Raw genomic sequence first — 17,312 nt, 5'->3', positions numbered from 1 at the left:
GCGGCCCTGTTCATGTCCGTGGTCGTCGTATCGGCCGTCGTCGCCGGGGTCGACGTCGGCACGGCGCGGGCCCTGTCCCCCTCCGAGGCCGCGCCCCCCCCCCCCCCCCCAAAACACCCCCCCCCCCCCCCCCCCCCCCCCCCCCCCCCCCCCCCCCGCGCCGCGGGGGGGCCCCCCCCCCCCCCCCCCGCCCCCCCCCCCCCCACCGCCGTTCCCCCCCCCCCCCGGGCCCGGCGCGGCCACCGCGGTCCCCCCCCCGGCCGCGACACCGCCGCCCCCCCGGCCGCGACACCGCCGCCCCCCCGGCCTTGTATGACACCGCGTGCTCCCGACCGGTCCTCCGTTCCGGTCCGGACCGCGGTGTCGCGGTGCGGTCAGCCGTTCGCCAGGGCCTGGACTCGGTCCAGGGCGCCGTTGAAACGGTTGTGGTCGCCGACGATGGGGCCCGTCGAGGTGTACTGCCAGATCGTCTGGAAGCCCCAGCCCGCCGGCAGCTCGCCGATCGTGGTGTCGTAGCGGGCGATCCAGAGCGGGTTCGTGGAGCCGAAGCCGGTGTAGTTGCCGGTGCACGCCTTCCACCAGCTCGTGGCCGTGTAGATCACCGCGTCGCGGCTGGTGCGTGCCTTGTAGGTGGTCAGGAAGTCGCGGATCCAGGCGATCATCTGGTCCTGGGTCTTGCCGTAGCACTGCGCGCCGTACGGGTTCCACTCGATGTCCAGCACGCCGGGCAGGGTCTTGCCGTCGCGGGACCAGCTGCCGCCGCCGTCCACGAAGTAGTTGGCCTGGTTGGCGCCGCTGGAGTCGTTCGGCGTACCGAAGTGGTACGCGCCGCGGATCATGCCGATGTTGTAGGAGCCGTTGTACTGCTGCGTGAAGGAGGGGTTCTTGTAGTAGTTCCCCTCGGTGGCCTTGACGTAGGCCCACTTCACGCCGCTGTTCCACAGGGACGCCCAGTCGACGTTTCCCTGATGGCCGGAGACGTCCACGCCTTCCGTCTGGACGACGCGGTCCGCGCGGGGCAGACCGCCCTGGCCGTCGTGCTCGATGACGCCCATGCCCATGTGGGCCGAGCCGCGTTCGGGGATGCCGGCCGGTGGGTCGGCCGGGGTGGTGGCGCCCGCCGCACCCGGGAGGGTGAGCAGGAGCGCGAGACTTGCGAGGAGAGCGCCGGTCGCGGTGGCGAACGAACGACCGGTCGTTCCGGATCTGTGCACGGGCATTGCGTGCCTCCGAAGACCTCGGTGGGGGGATCTCATGACGGGTCTGACACGTCGACATGCAGTGCAATGGACATGCCAGTATTGACGCTACGCACGTAGACCCTTACGACGGAAGAGCGCCACGCGGCTTCCGTTGGTATAAACCTGCGAAATACTGGCGGAGCTGCGGCAACGGCCGTCGGCGAAAGAAACTTTCAGGAGCGGAAAAGCGCGCGATGGGTGCTGACGTGCACAGAAATGGTACGGCGAAAGATCCCGCCCTCGACGGAAGCAGTGGTGTGGACCACGAATTCCTGGCACTGGAACGGGAACTGGCGGTCTTTTTGCGCCGCGCTCGCGCCAGCTCCGGAGAAATGGCGCGCGAGGTCCACCCCGAGCTGGAGCCCGCCGCGTACGGACTGCTCGTACGGCTGGAGGAGAACAGCTGTCAGCGGGCCACCGAACTCGCCGCCTATTTCGGGGTGGGCAAGGCGACGATAAGCCGTCAGCTGCGCGCCCTGGAGGAACTGGGACTGGTGACGCGCGAGCCCGATCCGGCCGACGGGCGCGCCTCGCTCGTCCGGATCACCGACGAGGGCCGTACCCGCTTCCGGCGTGTGCGCGACGCGCGCCGTGAGCGGTATGTGCGGAAGCTCGCCGACTGGGACCGCGGCGAGGTCGCCGAACTGGCCCGGCTGCTCCACCAGCTGAACGCCCGCGCCGAGAGCTGACCGGGGACGGCGGAGGAGGGGACGGGGAGGAGAAGGCGGCGGAGGAGAGGACGGGGGAGGAGAGGGCGGCGGAGGAGGGGCAGGAGGGGCGAGGGGGGCAGAAGGGGTGCGCGCAGGTGCCCCGCGGGGCGGGCCCCGCGTCCGCGCCCCTACAGCTCCACGTACGTCACCGTCGCGTCATCGCTCGCCTTCCCCCGCCGGAACGCCACTCCGTCCGGGTCCGCCGACTCCGAGGCCCTCACCCGGTCGATCAGCTCCTGCGCGCCGTTCTTGCGCACCAGCGCCAGACAGTCCGCCCAGCCGCCCTCCCGGAAGACCTCCACCCAGCGGGTCGCGCCGTCCGTCAGCGCCAGCAGGGCGCGCACCTCGGCCGCCGGCGTACGGCCCGTCACCGCCCTCGCCGCGACCGCCGGGTCCGCCGCCGCCGTGAAGAAGCCGCCCTCCGTGTTGCGCAGCGCGTCCGCCGTGGTCACCGAGCGCAGCGCCTCGCGCGGGACCCGGTCCAGACGGTCGTCCAGCACCGCGCGCACCTCGCCGTCCGGCGACTCCATCAGCAGCGCCGAGTCGGAGAGCACCAGATGTTCGACGGTGTCCGAACCCCAGCGCGCGAGGACGACGGTCGCCTGAGGAGTGCGTACGTGAGAAAGGTCACAGGTTTCACGATGGGCATCCGCCGTACGCGCGATGGACGCCGCGAGGATCTCTGCCAGTGGCATATCCCGTCGTGAACCGGACAGTTCGGCGAGCGCGCCGCCCAGTCTGGCGGTGAACCAGGGCACGCCGTGTACACATCCGTCGTCCCCGGCCGGGGGCGTCACTCCGTCCAGGACGACCAGCGCACCCCCCTCGCCCCCGGCGGGCAGGACCACGGAAGTCCAGTCCTCATTGGGCCGTACGGCGGTGCCGGGCCTGGTGGCGAGTTCGATACGCATGCGCACCAGTGTGCATGACTCTCCCGGCTATCCGCATGAACTCTTCACGCTGTCTGCACGCCGTGCCGATCGGTCCGTTCCGCCAGGTCAACCGCTCTCATTCGGTCAGAATGAGTCCCGGACGAAGCCGGACGAGGACAGGGAGGGGGCCGCATTGAGGGGACAGGGGAAGCTGCGGGCGCGCATCCTGCCAAAGCGCGCGCGGAAGGTCCACCCGGCACGCCATGTTCACGAGGGCCCCCGAGTGGGAAGAGTTGTTCGTCAACTCCTTCTTGATGTTCACTCGTTCAGGTGGCGGAGCGGCCGATGCGCGCCTTCCTCCCAAGGGCGCTGGAATGGTCGACAGCCGTGCCAGGGGTGGGGGTTCTCATGCAGTGACCGGTCGTCACCTCTGCTTCATGGGCGGACGAATCAAGAATGCGAGCACCGGTGCAGAAGAAGCGGCCTCGGGGTAACGGTGTCGGGCGGGACGAGGCCACCTCGGACACCACGGCCGGGACCAGTTCGACCACTTCGGTCACTTCCTCCTCTCCGGCCACGAAGGCCGGCGCGAAGGCCGGAAAGAAGAAGTCCGGAAAGAAGAAAGCCGGAAACTCTCAGGCCGCGAACGCCACGGCCGGTGAGATGACGGCCCGGAACGCCATGGCTCACCACGCCACAGCACAGAACGCCACGCCCGGGAATTCCATGAACGATGCCGCCAAGGCTCAGGAAGGACGCCGAGTGCGGGTACGCAACCGGCTGGTGGCCGGTGTCGCGGTCCTGGGGGTCACCGTCATCGCGGCAGGCACCCCCGCCGTACTCACCGCCTCCACCGAGCTGAACGATGCCCAGAACCTGGTCGTCCTCGCCGAATTGAACCGGCAGGCCGTGATCCTCAGCCACTCCCTCGCGGACGAGCGCGACGAGGTCATCGTCTATATCGCCGCGGGCCGCGACGAGCAGCCCGGTGGGAGCGGCGGCAAGGGCGACAAGGGCAAGCACACGATCTCGGACACCCGCAGTGCCCGGGTCGACCGGCAGATCGACGAGATGCGGGCCACCGCGTCCGCCTCTCCCGGCCTGCTCCGCGACCTCTCCACCGTCCCCTCCATCCGCCGCACCGCCCTCACCGGCGAGGGCTCCGCGCTGGAGGCGTACCGCGCGTACTCCGAGGTCATCGCCAAGCTCCAGGCCCTCGCCGACGAACTGGCCGAGCGGACTCCGGCCGAGGCCGCCGACGGCACCCGCGCCCCCGGCGCGCTCTCCCGCGCCGTCGAGCAGGCCTCCGCCACCCGCGGACTGCTGCTGGCCGCCCTCGCCGTGCCCGGCCCGACCGACACCGCGCCGCAGTACGACCCGATCACGGGCCTCCCCGTCGAGTCCGGGACCGGCTCGGACAGCGAGAAGAGCGACCAGCTCCGCGACGACCTCAGCGCCGACGCGCAGAAGGCACACGTACGGGAACTGGGCGCGCTCGCCGACTTCGACCAGAGCGCGGACACCCAGGCGCGCGAGTCCCTCACCGGCACCGTCACCGGGCCCGAGATCAAGACCGCCGAGGGGTATCTGACCCGGCTCACCGACCGGCCCGAACTCTCCGACTCCGACCGCGAGGCCGACCAGGAGAAGGTCGAATCCGCGCTCACCGCCAGGATCGACCAGATGCGCGGCGTCGAGTCGGGCCTCGGCACCAGCCAGGTGGAGCGGCTCGAAAAGCTGCGCGACGACGCCGTCACCGGCCTCGAACTGCGGATCGCGCTGCTCGGCGGCTGTCTGCTGATCGCCGTCGGGGTCTCCACCGCCGTCGCCCGGACGCTCACCCGCCCGCTCGCGGTCGTACGGATCGGCGCGGCCCGCCTCTCGGCGGCGCCGGAGACCGAGGAACCGGTCCGGTTCACCGGCCGCAACGACGAGTTCGCGCAGGTCGTACGGTCCCTCAACAGCCTGCACAGCAAGCTCCTCGACCTCTCCACCCGCGCCGGGGAGCTGGACAGGGAGCGGCTCGGCCTGATCGGCGCGCGCGAGAAGATCGTCGCCCAGCGCGCCGAACTCCAGGAGCGCACCGCCGAACTCGCCGCCCAGCTCCAGCGGTTGCGTCACACCGTGCACCACACCTTCGTCAACCTCTCGCTGCGCAACCTCGGACTCGTGGAGCGCCAGCTCGGTGTCATCGAGGGCCTGGAGGAGTGCGAGCAGGACCCCGAGCAGCTCGCGACCCTGTTCAAGCTCGACCACATGGCCACCGTCATGCGGCGGCACAGCGAGAACCTGCTCGTGCTCGCCGGCCACGAGCACGGCCACGGCTCGACCGGGCCCGTACCGCTCGTGGACGTACTGCGCGCGGCCGTCAGCGAGATCGAACGGTACGAGCGGGTCACCATCCAGTCCCTGCCGCCGCACGCGCAGGTGGCCGGGTTCGCCGCGGACGACCTCAGCCATCTCGTGGCCGAGTTGCTGGAGAACGCCACCTCCTTCTCGCCGCCTGAGGCCGAGGTCCAGCTCTCCGGCTGGCTGCTGGAGACCGGCGAGGTGATGCTCTCCGTACAGGACCAGGGCATCGGCATGTCCGCGGACCGGCTCACCGCGCTCAACGCGCGGCTCGCCGACCCGGACGTCCGCGCGGGGGGCGACAGCGCTCCGCGCGAGCCGTACGTGAGCGAGCCGGAGGGCGAGGGGCTCGGCCTGCGCGTCGCCGGGCTGCTCGCGGCGCGCCACGGCGTACGGGTCGAGCTGCGCGAGCACGAGCAGGGCGGCGTGGCCGCGGTCGTCGTCCTGCCGCAGGCGCTGCTGCCGGCGTCCCCGGCCGCCTCGCCGCAGCACCGGGCGGGAGCCGGGGCCGGGTCCCCGGCGCTCCATCTGCCGGGCTCGACCGCGGAGGCCAACTCCAACACGCTCCGGGGCCGTTCGGAGCTGAAGGGCCCGACGGCGGATGCCGGGAGTCCCGCGGATGCCGGAAAGCCCGCGGACGCGGGAACGTCCGCGGACCCCGGGAAGCCCGTGGAACCCGCGGGTCCCGCCGAAGCCGCGGCTCCGGAAGTCGACCCGATGGTGCTGGCCGCCGAGGCGGCGATCCGCAGGGCCGAGGCCGAGGACACCCTTGAGGTGAGCGCGCCGGAGCGCGAACGTACGGCCGACAGCACCAGCGACAGCGGCACCGACAGCGACAGCAGCACCGACTCCGGCGTCGGCACCGGAGTCGTCGCCGCGTACGGGGCGACCACCCCGGACGCGGCCGTCGGTCCGTATGCCATCGGCCCCGACTCCCACGAGCGTGTCCATGACGGCGAGCCGCTGACCACCGGCCCCGACCAGGACACGTTCACGATGCGGCTGCCCCGGCAGCCGCGATCCGCCGAGGCCGAGCCGGACGCGCCGGACGACGAGGACGGACCGGAGAGCATCACCGACAAGGGGCTGCCCAAGCGCACCCCCAAGATCGTCAGACCTGCCGCCGCGCCCACCGCGCGTACCGGCAGTGTGGACGCGGAAGCACTGCGCCGCAGGCTCGGCGGCTTCCACCGGGGGGCGAAGGAAGGCCGGCGCGATGTCGAGGCCGAACTGACCGAGCAGTCGGAGCAGTCGGAGCGGTCTGACCGGGCCGAGCACGCGGAGCCCAGAGCCTCCGCGGCACGGACCGAGGAACATACCGGACAGTCGGGGGAGACAGTCGAGGAGGCACGCAGTTGACTGCGACCGGCACATTCGGACTGAGCAGCGAAGCACGTAATCTGCACTGGCTGTTGAGCAACCTCGTCGAGGAGGTGCCAGGGGTGCACTCGGTCGCCGTCGTCTCGTCCGACGGACTCCTGTTGCTCTCCTCCGACCCGGGGCTGAACACCGAGGCGGCCACTCCCGTGCGCAGAAAGGGCCCTCGCGGCTCCAGCGCCGATCTGGCCACCATCGTCTCGGGCATCGGCAGCCTCACCATCGGAGCGGCGAAGCTGATGGAGGGCGGCGGGGTCAAACAGACCATGGTCGCCATGGAGGAGGGCAGCGTCTTCGTCATGGCGATCAGCGACGGCTCGCTGCTCGGGGTGCACGCCACCCCCGACTGCGACATGAGCGTGGTGGCCTACCACATGGCGCTCTTCGTCGGCCGCGCCGGACACGTACTGACGCCCGAACTCCGCGACGAGTTGCGCAAGTCGATGGAGAGCACGAAGTGACCCCGTCCGCCGAACCCGCGCGCAGGCTGCCGGTGCGCGGCTCCGACCGCAGGCCCGCCCGGGTGCGTCCGTACTCGCTCACGGGCGGACGTACCCGGTTCGGCCATGTCCTGCTGGTCGAGACCTTCGTCGCCGCCCTCGAAGCGGCCGAGGAACGCAGGGAGCTGACGGACGGTTCGGGCGCGTCGCGCGTCATGCCGGAGATGCTCGCCATCGTCGAGCTGTGCCGGCGGATGCGTACCGTCGCCGAGGTGTCGGCGCTGCTCAAGATACCGCTGGGGGTGGTGAGGGTGCTGCTGAGCGACCTCGCCGACCAGGGAAAGATCCGTGTGTACGGGACCGGGCACGACACCGGACAGCCCGACCACGCACTGCTGGAAAGGGTGTTGAGTGGACTCCGCCGCCTCTGACGTCATCGCCGCGTTCGGCGTCGCCGGTTCGGTCGGCTCGGCCGGTTCCGCCGGTTCGACGCGGACCGCCGTCGAAGCCGCACGCGAACCCGAACGTGAAGAGGATCTCAAACCCTGGCAGCTGGACCGTACGCGTGCCCCGATCGCCACCAAGATCGTGGTCGCGGGCGGCTTCGGGGTCGGCAAGACGACCTTCGTCGGGTCGGTCTCGGAGATCCCGCCGCTCCAGACCGAGGCGCTGATGACCCAGGCCAGCGCCGAGATCGACGATCTCAGCGCGACGCCCGACAAGCTCACCACGACCGTGGCGATGGACTACGGGCGTATCACCCTCGACGACGACCTCGTCCTGTACCTCTTCGGTACCCCGGGCCAGAAGCGCTTCTGGTTCATGTGGGACGACCTGGTGCGCGGTGCGATCGGCGCCGTCGTACTGGCCGATACCCGACGGCTGCCCGACTGCTTCCCGGCGCTCGACTACTTCGAGAGCTGCGGACTGCCGTATGTCGTGGCGGTCAACCACTTCGAGGGAACACCGGCGTTCCAGCCGGCGGATGTGCGTGATGCCTTGACGATTCCGCCGAGCGTGCCTGTACTGATCATGGACGCACGCAAACGGAATACGGCCGTCGAGTCGCTGCTCGCGCTGGTGCGGCATGCGCTCGAAACCTCTCCGGAGTAGCCGAGTAGCCTGAGCCGACGTCAGTTATCAGCCACGTCAGCCCACGTCGGTCGTCGGTACGCGCGCGCCGCGTCACCGCGCCGCACGTCGTCTTTCGGCGCTGTCTGTCGCACATGTCGCGTACGTGGCGTACGTCCCCGTAATTCCCCATGCCACCCCCGTCATCCACACTGCACCAGCCGCCACGTACGCCACACCAGGCGCCACACGTAGCATCACGTACGCAAACGGAGAACCCGCCATGCGGAAGATACTCATCGTCGGAGCAGGCCAGTCCGGGCTCCAGCTCGCCCTCGGGCTCCAGTCGCAGGGGTACGAGATCACCCTGATGTCCAACCGCACGGCGGACGAGATCCGGTCCGGCCGGGTCATGTCCACGCAGTGCATGTTCCACACCGCGCTCCAGCACGAACGCGATCTCAAGCTGGGCTTCTGGGAGTCCCAGGCGCCGAGGATCGAGGGCCTCGGCGTCTCGGTCGCCGCCCCCGACTCCTCCCGGGCCGTGGACTGGGTCGGCACGCTGGACGGCTACGCCCAGTCCGTCGACCAGCGGGTCAAGATGGCCGGCTGGATGGAGACCTTCGCGCAGCGCGGCGGCCAGCTGGTGATCCATGGGGCGGCAGTCTCCGACCTGGACTTCTTCTCCCGTACGTACGACCTGGTGCTGGTCTCGGCGGGCAAGGGCGAACTGGTCTCGATGTTCGGCCGCGACGCCTCGCGCTCCCCGTACGACGCGCCGCAGCGCGCGCTCGCCGTCTCCTACGTCCACGGTCTCGGCCCGCGCCCCGAGCACCCGGAGTACGACGCGGTCCGCTGCAATCTGGTGCCGGGTGTCGGCGAGCTGTTCGTGATGCCCACCCTCACCACCTCCGGACGCGCGGACATCCTTTTCTGGGAGGGCATACCCGGCGGCCCGCTCGATGCCTTCCAGGGCATCAAGGACCCCGCCGAGCATCTCTCGCTGACCCTGAAGCTGATGGAACGCTTCACGCCCTGGGAGTACGCGCGCGCCACGAAGGCCGAGCTGACGGACGCCAACGCGACGCTGTCCGGGCGGTACGCGCCGACCGTACGCAAGCCGGTCGGGCGGCTGCCGGGCGGCGGTCTCGTGCTCGGTGTCGCCGATGTCGTCGTCGCCAACGACCCGATCACCGGACAGGGCTCCAACTCGGCCTCCAAGTGCGCCGCTTCGTATCTGGACTCGATCGTGAGCCATGGCGACCGGCCGTTCGACGAGGCGTGGATGCGGTCGGCGTTCGACCGTTACTGGGACACCGCGCGGCATGTCACCAAGTGGACGAACGCGATGCTGGGCGTGCCGCCGGAGCATGTCCTGAACCTGATCGGCGCGGCGGGGCAGTTGCCGCGGGTCGCCGACCGGTTCGCGAACGGCTTCAACGACCCGGCGGACTTCGAGAACTTCTTCTACGAGCCGGAGAAGACGAACGCGTTTCTGGCGGAGGCGGCGGAGGCGGCGGGCTCGGCCTGACGCCGGGCCCGCCGCCCGACTCGGCTCGGTTCAGGCCTCCGGTGCGGCCTCCTCGCCGTAACCGGAGTCCGAGCCGTCCAGCGCGCCCGGGGGCAGTGCGGGCGGCTCGTACACCCCCGGGGCCAGCGCCCCGGCCTCCGGGTCCGGACGCACCGCGCCCAGCAGGGGATTCGCCGCGATGGGGGAGACCTTGACGTTGGTGCCGGGGCGCGGTGCCTGGATCACCATCCCGTCGCCCAGATAGATCGCCACATGCGTGGCCCCCGGGAAGTAGACCACCAGATCGCCGGGGCGCAGCTCGCGCAGCGAGACCTTGGGGAGTTCGCTCCACTGCTCCTGGCTGGTGCGCGGGATGGCGAGACCCGCGCGCGCCCAGGCCCGCGAGGTCAGCCCGGAACAGTCGAACGAGTCGGGCCCCTCGGCGCCCCACTCGTACGGTTTGCCGATCTGCGCGACGGCGTACTCCAGGGCCGCCTGGCCCGCCCGGGAAGGCGCCATACGGACCGACGTGCCGGCCGGACCGCCCGCGCCCTGCGGACCGCCCGCGCCCTGGGGTGTGCCGTCGCCGAGGGCGCCGGAGGCGAGCAGTTCGCGCTGGGCCTTGTCCGTACCGGCCCGTTCGAGAGCGTTGAGCGCCGTGATCTGAGCACGACTGAGGGAGGCGAGCAGCTTCTCGACCTCCTGGAGCCGGGATCTGACCATGTCGCGCTGTCGCTTCTGCTTCGTGGCGAGCGCCTGCTGCCGGGCGAGGGCCTCGCGGGACTCCCGGGCGAGGGCCTGGGCGCGCTGCTCGCCGCCCGTCAGCCGGTGCAGCGTCTCGGCCCTGCCGCGTGCCGCGCGCGCCAGCAGATACGTCTCGTCCAGGGCGCTCTGCGGGTCGCGGGCGAGCAACAGCCGCAGATAGCCGGAGAGACCGGACTGCCCCTGGTACTGCTCACGGGCCAGCCGCCCGGCGTTGACGCGGCTGAGGGCCAGCGCGGAGCGGGTCCGCGCGAGTTCGGCGTCCACCCTCCTGGTCTCCGCGCGCTGCCGGGTCAGCTCGGCGGCGGTGGCGTTGTACTCCTCGGTGGCCTTCTCGGCCTCGCGGTAGAGCTGTTGGAGCCGGGTGAGCATCTCCGCGACGGTACGGGGCGGGGCGTCGTCGGTGACGCCGGGTCCGCCGAGGCCGCCGGGTCCGCCGAGGCCGCCGGGTCCGCCGAGGCCGCCCGGCCCGGCGGAAGCCGACGGGGAGGGGGCGGCCGACGGAACAGCCGAGGGGACGGCCGCCGGGACGGGTGGGGGAGACGGCGACGCCGACGCCGACGCGATCGGCACCGCCGCGAAGACCGTCGCGGCGGCCAGCGCCGCCGTACAGACGGATTGCGACACTCTGCCTGACACGTCATCACCTCCGGTTGCGGGACGGGCAGTCCAGCACTAGGCGATGATGAGGTGATATGGCATGTGAAGAGCGCATTAATGGGCGGAGTGGCGCAACAGCATCATCCTTGTGAGGGACGGTCGCCCTGGTCCGTAGCGCCGCCCCGGTCCGTAGCGTCGCCGGGCTCCGTGCCGTTGTCCCGGTCCGTACGGCCGCCGGGCTTCGACCAGGGCCACTTCAGCGTGTGCCGCTCGCGGCCCTCGGCCACGTACTCGTACTTCCAGCCGCGCTGGATCCCGAGCCGCTTGGTGTAGCCGGCCGGGGCGCGACGGTAGGCGAAGACGGTGGGCGGCCCGCCGTCCGCGTCCGGCACCGGGACCTCGTACCACTTGGGCGGCTGCCCGGTCGGTCCCGTCAGTACGGGCAGTACGCGCCCGTCCAGCGGGCCGCCGACAAAGGGAGTGTCTTCGCTTCTCACGCCCCCAGTCTTATCCACGGGCCCCGTCCCGTCCGCGCGGGGCGCGCGCCCCTGTGAGGCGCGCCCCTATGTGAGATGCGCCCCTACGTGAGGTGCGCCGCCGCGTTGACCAGGGGCAGCACCCGGCGGGCCAGCGCTCCCACCGGTCCGTCCGGGTGTTCGTACGCCACGAGCGCGCCGACGGCCGTCGCCGTGTCCTCGTCGGTGGCGGCCGTGACCACCAGCAGCGCGATCAGATGGTCGACCAGCCAGTCGCGCAGCTCGTCGGCGGCCGGGCGCTTCTCCTCGTCCAGCCATATGAGCGAGGCGGATTCGACGGCCGCGATCCAGGTGCGCACCAGCATCCGCAGCCGCGCGCCGGGCGCCGCAGTGCCGTCGCCCATGCCGTCGCCCGTTCCGCCGCCCGTTCCGAGGTGCAGCAGGATCTGTTCGGCCGCGGCCCGCCGTACCTCGTCGACGATCGCGCTCGTCCGGGACGTCTCGCAGACGCTGCCGCCCCGGAGCAGCGCGCTGAACCCGGTGTCGTGCTGGTCGACGAAGGCGAGATAGCGGTCGAGGACGCGCCCCAGCCGCTCGGTCGGCGGCCCCACCGGGGGCTCGGTGAAGCACCGTTCCAGTTCGTCGGCGGCGGAGCGCAGCGCTTCCTCGTACAACTGCTGCTTGCCGCCGCTGAAGTAGCGGTAGACGAGCGGCCTGGACACCCCGGCCGCCACGGCGACGTCGTCGAGAGAGACCTCCTCCGGCGCCCGGTGCGCGAACAGGCCGAGGGCCGCGTCGAGGAGTTGCGTACGGCGCTCCTCGACGCTGAGCCTTCGGTACGCGGGCGTTGCGGGCGCGGTCATGTCCGCAGCGTAACCGCCGGGCGGCCGGGCCGGATGGGGAATGGCGCGGCAGCGGGCGCGACCGTGGGGAAGCGGCGAGGGAGGCGGCAAGGGAGGCCGGCGGAAGGCGTCGGGGCGGCGGTCAGGCGAGGAGGCCCGAGGACTTCCAGAGCCTGCGCCCCGCCCCGCGCAGCACACCGATGTCGTCCAGGAAGTCGGTGAGCCGCCTGGCACCCGACTGCATCACCTCCCGGCGGTGACCGCTCTCGCGCACCTGCGCGACGGCCTGCCGGCGGTCGAGGCCGACGTTCTCGTACACCTGCGGATTGATGAAGCAGACCGAGAAGACGCGGGCGGCCTCACCACAGCTGAGCCGGGTGAACTCCCGCTCCCAGCGCGGCGCGGTCACCATCTGGCGGCGCAGCTCCTCGCGGGCGTACCGGACATGGCGCGCCTCCTCGATGACATGGATACGGGTCACCCCGCGCACGAGGGTCTGGACCCGCTCGTCCGGGAAGGTCAGCCGCTGCATCCAGTCGAGGATCTCCTCACCGAGGAGCGTGGCGGCGAACGAACCCGGGGTGGTGGAGACGGTCTTCAGGATGCGCGCGAGATTGTGGTAGTAGCGCGGCACGGGATACGCCGGGCCGCCGCCCGTGTTGATGAGCCGCGCGAACATCATCGAGTGTCGGCACTCGTCCGCGATCTCGGTGAGGGCGTAGCGGACGTGGTTGCTGGTCACCGGCTTGTCGTAGATGTGACGGACCAGCAGCTGCATCAGGATGATCTCGAACCAGATACCGAGCGAGGCGAGCGACGCGGCCTCGTGCCTGGCCAGCTCCCTCCGCCGCTCCTCGGACATCGTCCGCCAGAGCGGGGTGTCGTAGAGGGAGACCAGTTCCGGCGGCCAGAACCACTTGCCGTCCTCGACCGGTGCGTCCCAGTCGATGTCCTTGTCGGGGTCGAAGGAGTGCTTGGCGGAGGATTCGAGCAGCCGCTCGGCGACCTGTTCGCGGTCCCGGAGCGGGCCGAGTGCGTCGCGGAGCAGCTGTACGTCGCGTTCGGTCACTGTCGTCATGGCTGAGCGCACCTCATGGCTGGAGTACGGGCTGTGTGTGACGCGCCGGGGCACCGGGCCGGGTCGCCGAGCCGGTGCACGGTCGCCGGGGCCGGGGCACGGTCGCCGGGCCGGGTCGCGGGGGCGGGGCGCCGGGCCAGGGCGCCACGTCGGTTCGCCGGCCGGGTCATCGAGCGGTGTTACCGGCGGTCACCCCTTATGAGACCGCTCGTCAACAAGGGCGTCAATCCCTTGCGCGCGACTTGTTGACATCACGTCTACCAACGGATGGGTCCCTCGGCGGCCGACCGCGGCATGCTCATGGCGGATATACGCCCGAATCCCCCGCGTAACACCGCGCTGCACGGCACGATGGCGCGTATGACCGCCCCACACCCCGGTGCCGACCGCGCAGCCGCCCGCCGCAGCCTCGAAGGACTCGCTCTGGGCGACGCCTTCGGCGAACGCTGGTTCCCTCTCTTCCGCGAACGTCAGCGCGCGTACGCGGAGATCAGGGCCAGGATCACCCCGCCGGAGCTGGAGTGGCACTGGACGGACGACACCGCGATGGCCCTCGCCGTCCAACGCGTCCTCGACGAACGCGGCGCCATCGACCAGGACCGGCTCGCGCTCTGCTTCGCCCTCACGTACGACGCCGATCCGGCCCGGGGCTACGGGCACGGTATGCACATGCTGCTGCCGGCCCTGCTGGCGGAGCCCGCGAACTGGCGCACCCTGGCCCCCGGCCTGTTCGAGGGCGGCAGCCTGGGCAACGGCGCGGCGATGCGGGTGGCGCCGCTCGGCGCCTGGTTCGCGGCCGACCTGGACCGCGTGGCCGAACAGGCCGTGCTGTCGGCCGAGGTGACCCACGCGCACCCGCAGGGCATAGCGGGCGCGGTGGCGGTCGCGACGGCGGCGGCGCTGTCGGTACGGTCCGAGCTTTCCGTGGCGGCGGTGGCGGAGGCCACGCCCGAGGGCCCGGTACGGGACGGCCTGGCGCGGGCGGCGGAGCTGTCCTTCACCACCGAGCCCTGGAAGGCGGCGGATCTGCTCGGCAACGGCCAGCGGATCCGCGCCGACGACACCGTGCCGTTCGCGGTATGGACGGCGGCCCGGCACCGCGACGATCTGGCCGCCGCGCTCTGGTCGACGGCGGAGGGCTTCGGCGACGTCGACACGACCTGTGCGATCACGGCGGGCATCGTCGCCGCCCGCACCGGAACGGGCTCGGTCCCTACGGCGTGGCGCGAGCGCCGGGAGGCGCTGACGACATAGGCGGCTGACGAGCAGGGGCAGGCGCGGGGGCGGGAGCGGGGGCGGAGCCAGAGAGAGGAGGGGGCGGGGCAGGGGCGGGGGCGGGGAAGGCAGGCGCCGCGAGGGCGATGTCGGCGAGCGAGACGTCCGCCCCGCGCGCCGCCACCAGTTGCAGCCCCACCGGACATCCGTCCGCCGTGAAACCGGCCGGAATGCTCGCCGCGGGATGCCCGCTCAGATTGAACGCCCAGGTCAGAGCGGTGGAGTACAGCTCGCCCGGACCTTCGTGCCCATGCGGCCTGTTGGGGGTGACCGGGGTGAGCAGCAGCGGCGTACGGGCGAAGAGCGCGTCGAGCCGCCGGTCGTTCTCCGCCCGCACCCCCGCCGCCTTCTCCGGGCCGCCGCCTCCCCGTATCGCCGTCCAGGCCTCGCGCGGATCCAGCAGCGTGAACGGCCGCCGCGCCGGCACGAGGCGTACGACCCCCGCCGCCACCAGCCGGTCCACCGCCGCGCGTACCACCGCCGCCACTTCCGGGTCCGGCCGCGCGTACCCCAGGTCGGGGGAGAAGACGGCGGGCACCGGGAAGGCGGGCGGCGGCGCCTCGTCACCGCCCACCACACACCGCAGATACGCCCGCGCCTCCGCCGCCGAACGGGCCAGCACCCCCGCCGAGGCCAGGCCGGTACGGTCCGGGGACGGCAGCAGTCCGTTGGTCGTCTTGAGCCCGAACACCCCGCACCAGGCCGCCGGGATCCGGACGGAACCCGCGCCGTCGCTGCCGGTCGCCAGCGGCACCATGCCCGCCGCGACCGCCACCGCCGACCCGGCGGAGGACCCGCCGGGGGTGCGGTCCGCGCGGTACGGGTTGACCGTACGGCCGTGCCTGCCCTGCCCCCAGGTCTGCCAGTACGTGCCGGGCCCCGGCACCGCCGTCGACCCCACCGGCACCGCACCCGCCGCGATCAGCCGCCCCGCCGCGTACGACCGGAGGCCGGACGGTCCCTTCACCGCGAACGGCAGCCCCGCGAGCGGCAGTCGGCGGTCCACCGTCCGCGCCCGTTCCCTGGCTTCCGCGTCCCATACCTCGATGAAGGCGCACAGAGAGGGATCGAGCCGTTCGATCCGCGCCAGCGCCTCCGCGACCCCGTCCACCACAGACATCCCCCAGCCATTCCCCGGCGATTTCCCCGGCCATTCCCCCGGCCGTTCCCTCACCGGACGGCGCTGCTTTCGCAACAGGCCCTAGTCTCGCAGCGCCTCCCGCATCACCGCCCGCGCGATCGGCGCCGCGTCGCCGCCGCCGCTGATGTCCGACCGCTTCGCCTCCGCGGACTCCACGACCACCGCCACCGCGACCGCCGGTCTGCTCGAATTGCCCGCCTGCGCCCAGGCGATGAACCAGGCGTACGGCGTACCGGCGTTGTCCACCCCGTGCTGCGCCGTCCCCGTCTTCCCGCCGACCGTCGCCCCGTCGATCGCCGCGTTCGCCCCCGTCCCGTCCTCCACGACCCCGATCATCATCCGCCGCAGCGACTGCGCCGTGGCGGGTTCCATCGCACGCCGGTAGGAGCGCTCGCCGGTACGGGAGACGATGTCGCCGTCCGCGTCCGTGGTCCGGTCCACCAGGAAGGGGTACTTCAGCTCTCCGCCGTTCGCGACCGCCGACGCGACCATCGCCATCTGGAGCGGAGTGGCCCGCGTGTCGAACTGCCCGATCGACGACAGCGCCAGCTGATCGTCGCTCATGCGGGTGTCGAAGCGGGACGCGGCGACCCCCGAAGGGATCGTGATGCCGGTGTCGTTGAAGCCGAACTTCTCCGCCGTCCCCACCATCGCGGACAGCCCGGTCTTCACCCCGAGCCCGGCCAGCACCGTGTTGCAGGACCATCTGATCGCGTAGTCCAGTGACTCTTTGTCGCACCCGTCGGCCTCGTTGGGCAGTTCGGTCCGTGTGCCCGGCAGGACATACGGCTCGGGGATGTCCGTGGGGGCGTCGACATCGGTGACGGTCCCGGAGTCCAGCGTCGCCGCCGCCGTCACGATCTTGAAGGCGGAACCGGGCGGATACGTCTGCCGGATGGCCCGGTTGAGCAGCGGCTGCGCGTCCGCGCCGGTCAGCCGCGCCCAGGCGTCGTCGACGGCCCCGCCGGTGCCCGACAGCTGCCCGGGGTCGTACGACGGACTGCTGACCAGCGCCAGGATCCTGCCGCTGAACGGCTCGATGGCCGCGACCGCGCCACGTCTGCCGGCCAGTCCGTCGTACGCGGCCCGCTGCATGGACGCCTTGATCGTGGTGGCGACGTGCCCGCCGGGGCGCCGGCCGCGGGTGATCTCGTTCCAGAAGGGGAACGGGGCGAGCATCGGGTCCGTACCGGAGAGGATGCCGTCCTCGGCGTTCTCCAGCAGTGTCGTGCCGTATGTCTGGGAGGCGTAGCCGGTGACGGGCGCGTACAGCGGGCCCCGCGTATAGGTGCGTTCGTAACGCAGCTGCTGTCCGCTGTCCCGGGAGCCGGTGACCGCTCGGCCGCCGATGAGGATGGTGCCGCGCGGCTGCGAGTAACGGGCCACGGTGTCCCGGCGGTTGGCGGGGTTGTGATCGAGGGAGTGCGCCTCGATGACCTGGATTCTGGCCGCGTTGACCAGCAGGGCGAGCAGGAGGAGGAGACAGAAGGCGGCGGTCCGTCGGATATAGCGAGTCACCGTTGCTCTCCTTGTCGGTAGTACTCTCCCTGTCGGTGTGGCTCTTCCTG

General features: G+C 71.8%; 15 protein-coding genes. 7 read left to right on the top strand and 8 right to left on the bottom strand.

Translation table 11 applies throughout. The annotated features are described in order from the left end of the window. Positions 1-374: 374 nt before the first annotated feature. Positions 375-1,220, bottom strand: coding sequence for a lysozyme (locus ACIOGX_RS31040; RefSeq protein ID WP_401917942.1), 846 nt, complete (start codon positions 1,218-1,220; stop codon positions 375-377). A gap of 215 nt (positions 1,221-1,435) precedes the next feature. On the opposite strand from ACIOGX_RS31040, the gene ACIOGX_RS31035 reads away from it, so the two are divergent. Then, positions 1,436-1,930: a MarR family transcriptional regulator gene (locus ACIOGX_RS31035; protein ID WP_356512203.1), complete on the top strand. Its 495-nt coding sequence runs from the start codon at positions 1,436-1,438 to the stop codon at positions 1,928-1,930. Between the two features lie 149 nt (positions 1,931-2,079). Here the strand turns inward: ACIOGX_RS31035 and ACIOGX_RS31030 are convergent, their stop codons facing one another. Further along, positions 2,080-2,862 carry a protein phosphatase 2C domain-containing protein gene (locus ACIOGX_RS31030; RefSeq protein WP_401917940.1) on the bottom strand — a complete coding sequence of 261 codons (783 nt, stop codon included), beginning with the start codon at positions 2,860-2,862 and terminating at the stop codon, positions 2,080-2,082. A gap of 687 nt (positions 2,863-3,549) precedes the next feature. On the opposite strand from ACIOGX_RS31030, the gene ACIOGX_RS31025 reads away from it, so the two are divergent. The 5 genes from ACIOGX_RS31025 to ACIOGX_RS31005 all read left to right on the top strand — a co-directional run bounded on the left by ACIOGX_RS31025 (position 3,550) and on the right by ACIOGX_RS31005 (position 9,591). Next, on the top strand, positions 3,550-6,531 hold the full coding sequence (locus ACIOGX_RS31025) for a nitrate- and nitrite sensing domain-containing protein (protein WP_401917938.1): 2,982 nt from the start codon (positions 3,550-3,552) through the stop codon (positions 6,529-6,531). Then, on the top strand, positions 6,528-7,010 hold the full coding sequence (locus ACIOGX_RS31020) for a roadblock/LC7 domain-containing protein (protein WP_401917936.1): 483 nt from the start codon (positions 6,528-6,530) through the stop codon (positions 7,008-7,010). The genes ACIOGX_RS31025 and ACIOGX_RS31020 overlap by 4 nt, the downstream gene beginning before the upstream one ends. Further along, positions 7,007-7,420, top strand: a complete 414-nt coding sequence (locus tag ACIOGX_RS31015) for a DUF742 domain-containing protein (RefSeq protein WP_356512197.1) — start codon at positions 7,007-7,009, stop codon at positions 7,418-7,420. Before ACIOGX_RS31020 ends, ACIOGX_RS31015 begins: the two co-directional genes overlap by 4 nt. Then, complete coding sequence (locus ACIOGX_RS31010; RefSeq protein ID WP_356512195.1) at positions 7,401-8,102, top strand: ATP/GTP-binding protein; 702 nt, start codon at positions 7,401-7,403, stop codon at positions 8,100-8,102. Before ACIOGX_RS31015 ends, ACIOGX_RS31010 begins: the two co-directional genes overlap by 20 nt. A 241-nt stretch (positions 8,103-8,343) precedes the next feature. Next, positions 8,344-9,591 carry a styrene monooxygenase/indole monooxygenase family protein gene (locus tag ACIOGX_RS31005; protein WP_383971480.1) on the top strand — a complete coding sequence of 416 codons (1,248 nt, stop codon included), beginning with the start codon at positions 8,344-8,346 and terminating at the stop codon, positions 9,589-9,591. Between the two features lie 30 nt (positions 9,592-9,621). Here the strand turns inward: ACIOGX_RS31005 and ACIOGX_RS31000 are convergent, their stop codons facing one another. The 4 genes from ACIOGX_RS31000 to ACIOGX_RS30985 form a co-directional block, all read right to left on the bottom strand. After that, entirely contained in the window at positions 9,622-10,971 is a 1,350-nt protein-coding gene (locus ACIOGX_RS31000; protein WP_401917934.1) for an NlpC/P60 family protein, read from the bottom strand. A 101-nt stretch (positions 10,972-11,072) separates the two neighbouring features. Continuing rightward, entirely contained in the window at positions 11,073-11,429 is a 357-nt protein-coding gene (locus ACIOGX_RS30995) for a hypothetical protein (protein ID WP_401917932.1), read from the bottom strand. A gap of 83 nt (positions 11,430-11,512) precedes the next feature. Next, complete coding sequence (locus ACIOGX_RS30990) at positions 11,513-12,271, bottom strand: TetR/AcrR family transcriptional regulator (RefSeq protein WP_401917930.1); 759 nt, start codon at positions 12,269-12,271, stop codon at positions 11,513-11,515. Positions 12,272-12,392: 121 nt separating this feature from the next. Beyond that, positions 12,393-13,328, bottom strand: coding sequence for a diiron oxygenase (locus ACIOGX_RS30985; RefSeq protein WP_401917928.1), 936 nt, complete (start codon positions 13,326-13,328; stop codon positions 12,393-12,395). Between the two features lie 351 nt (positions 13,329-13,679). On the opposite strand from ACIOGX_RS30985, the gene ACIOGX_RS30980 reads away from it, so the two are divergent. Continuing rightward, positions 13,680-14,582 carry an ADP-ribosylglycohydrolase family protein gene (locus ACIOGX_RS30980; protein ID WP_383971469.1) on the top strand — a complete coding sequence of 301 codons (903 nt, stop codon included), beginning with the start codon at positions 13,680-13,682 and terminating at the stop codon, positions 14,580-14,582. On the opposite strand, the gene ACIOGX_RS30975 is transcribed toward ACIOGX_RS30980, so the two are convergent. Next, the gene (locus ACIOGX_RS30975; protein ID WP_401917926.1) at positions 14,542-15,723 is read right to left on the bottom strand and encodes an amidase family protein; all 1,182 of its coding nucleotides are present in this window, start codon (positions 15,721-15,723) and stop codon (positions 14,542-14,544) included. The two genes, ACIOGX_RS30980 and ACIOGX_RS30975, sit on opposite strands and share 41 nt — an antisense overlap. An 81-nt stretch (positions 15,724-15,804) precedes the next feature. After that, a complete protein-coding gene (locus ACIOGX_RS30970; protein ID WP_401917924.1) occupies positions 15,805-17,262 on the bottom strand; it encodes a penicillin-binding transpeptidase domain-containing protein in 1,458 nt (485 codons plus the stop codon). Positions 17,263-17,312 lie beyond the last annotated feature (50 nt).

Origin of the sequence: Streptomyces sp. NPDC088147 (assembly GCF_044741565.1) — a bacterium.
In the GTDB taxonomy this organism is placed as follows: Bacteria; Actinomycetota; Actinomycetes; order Streptomycetales; family Streptomycetaceae; genus Streptomyces.
Note: the sequence above shows the minus strand (reverse complement) of the source record. Positions and strands in the feature narration are given on the sequence as shown.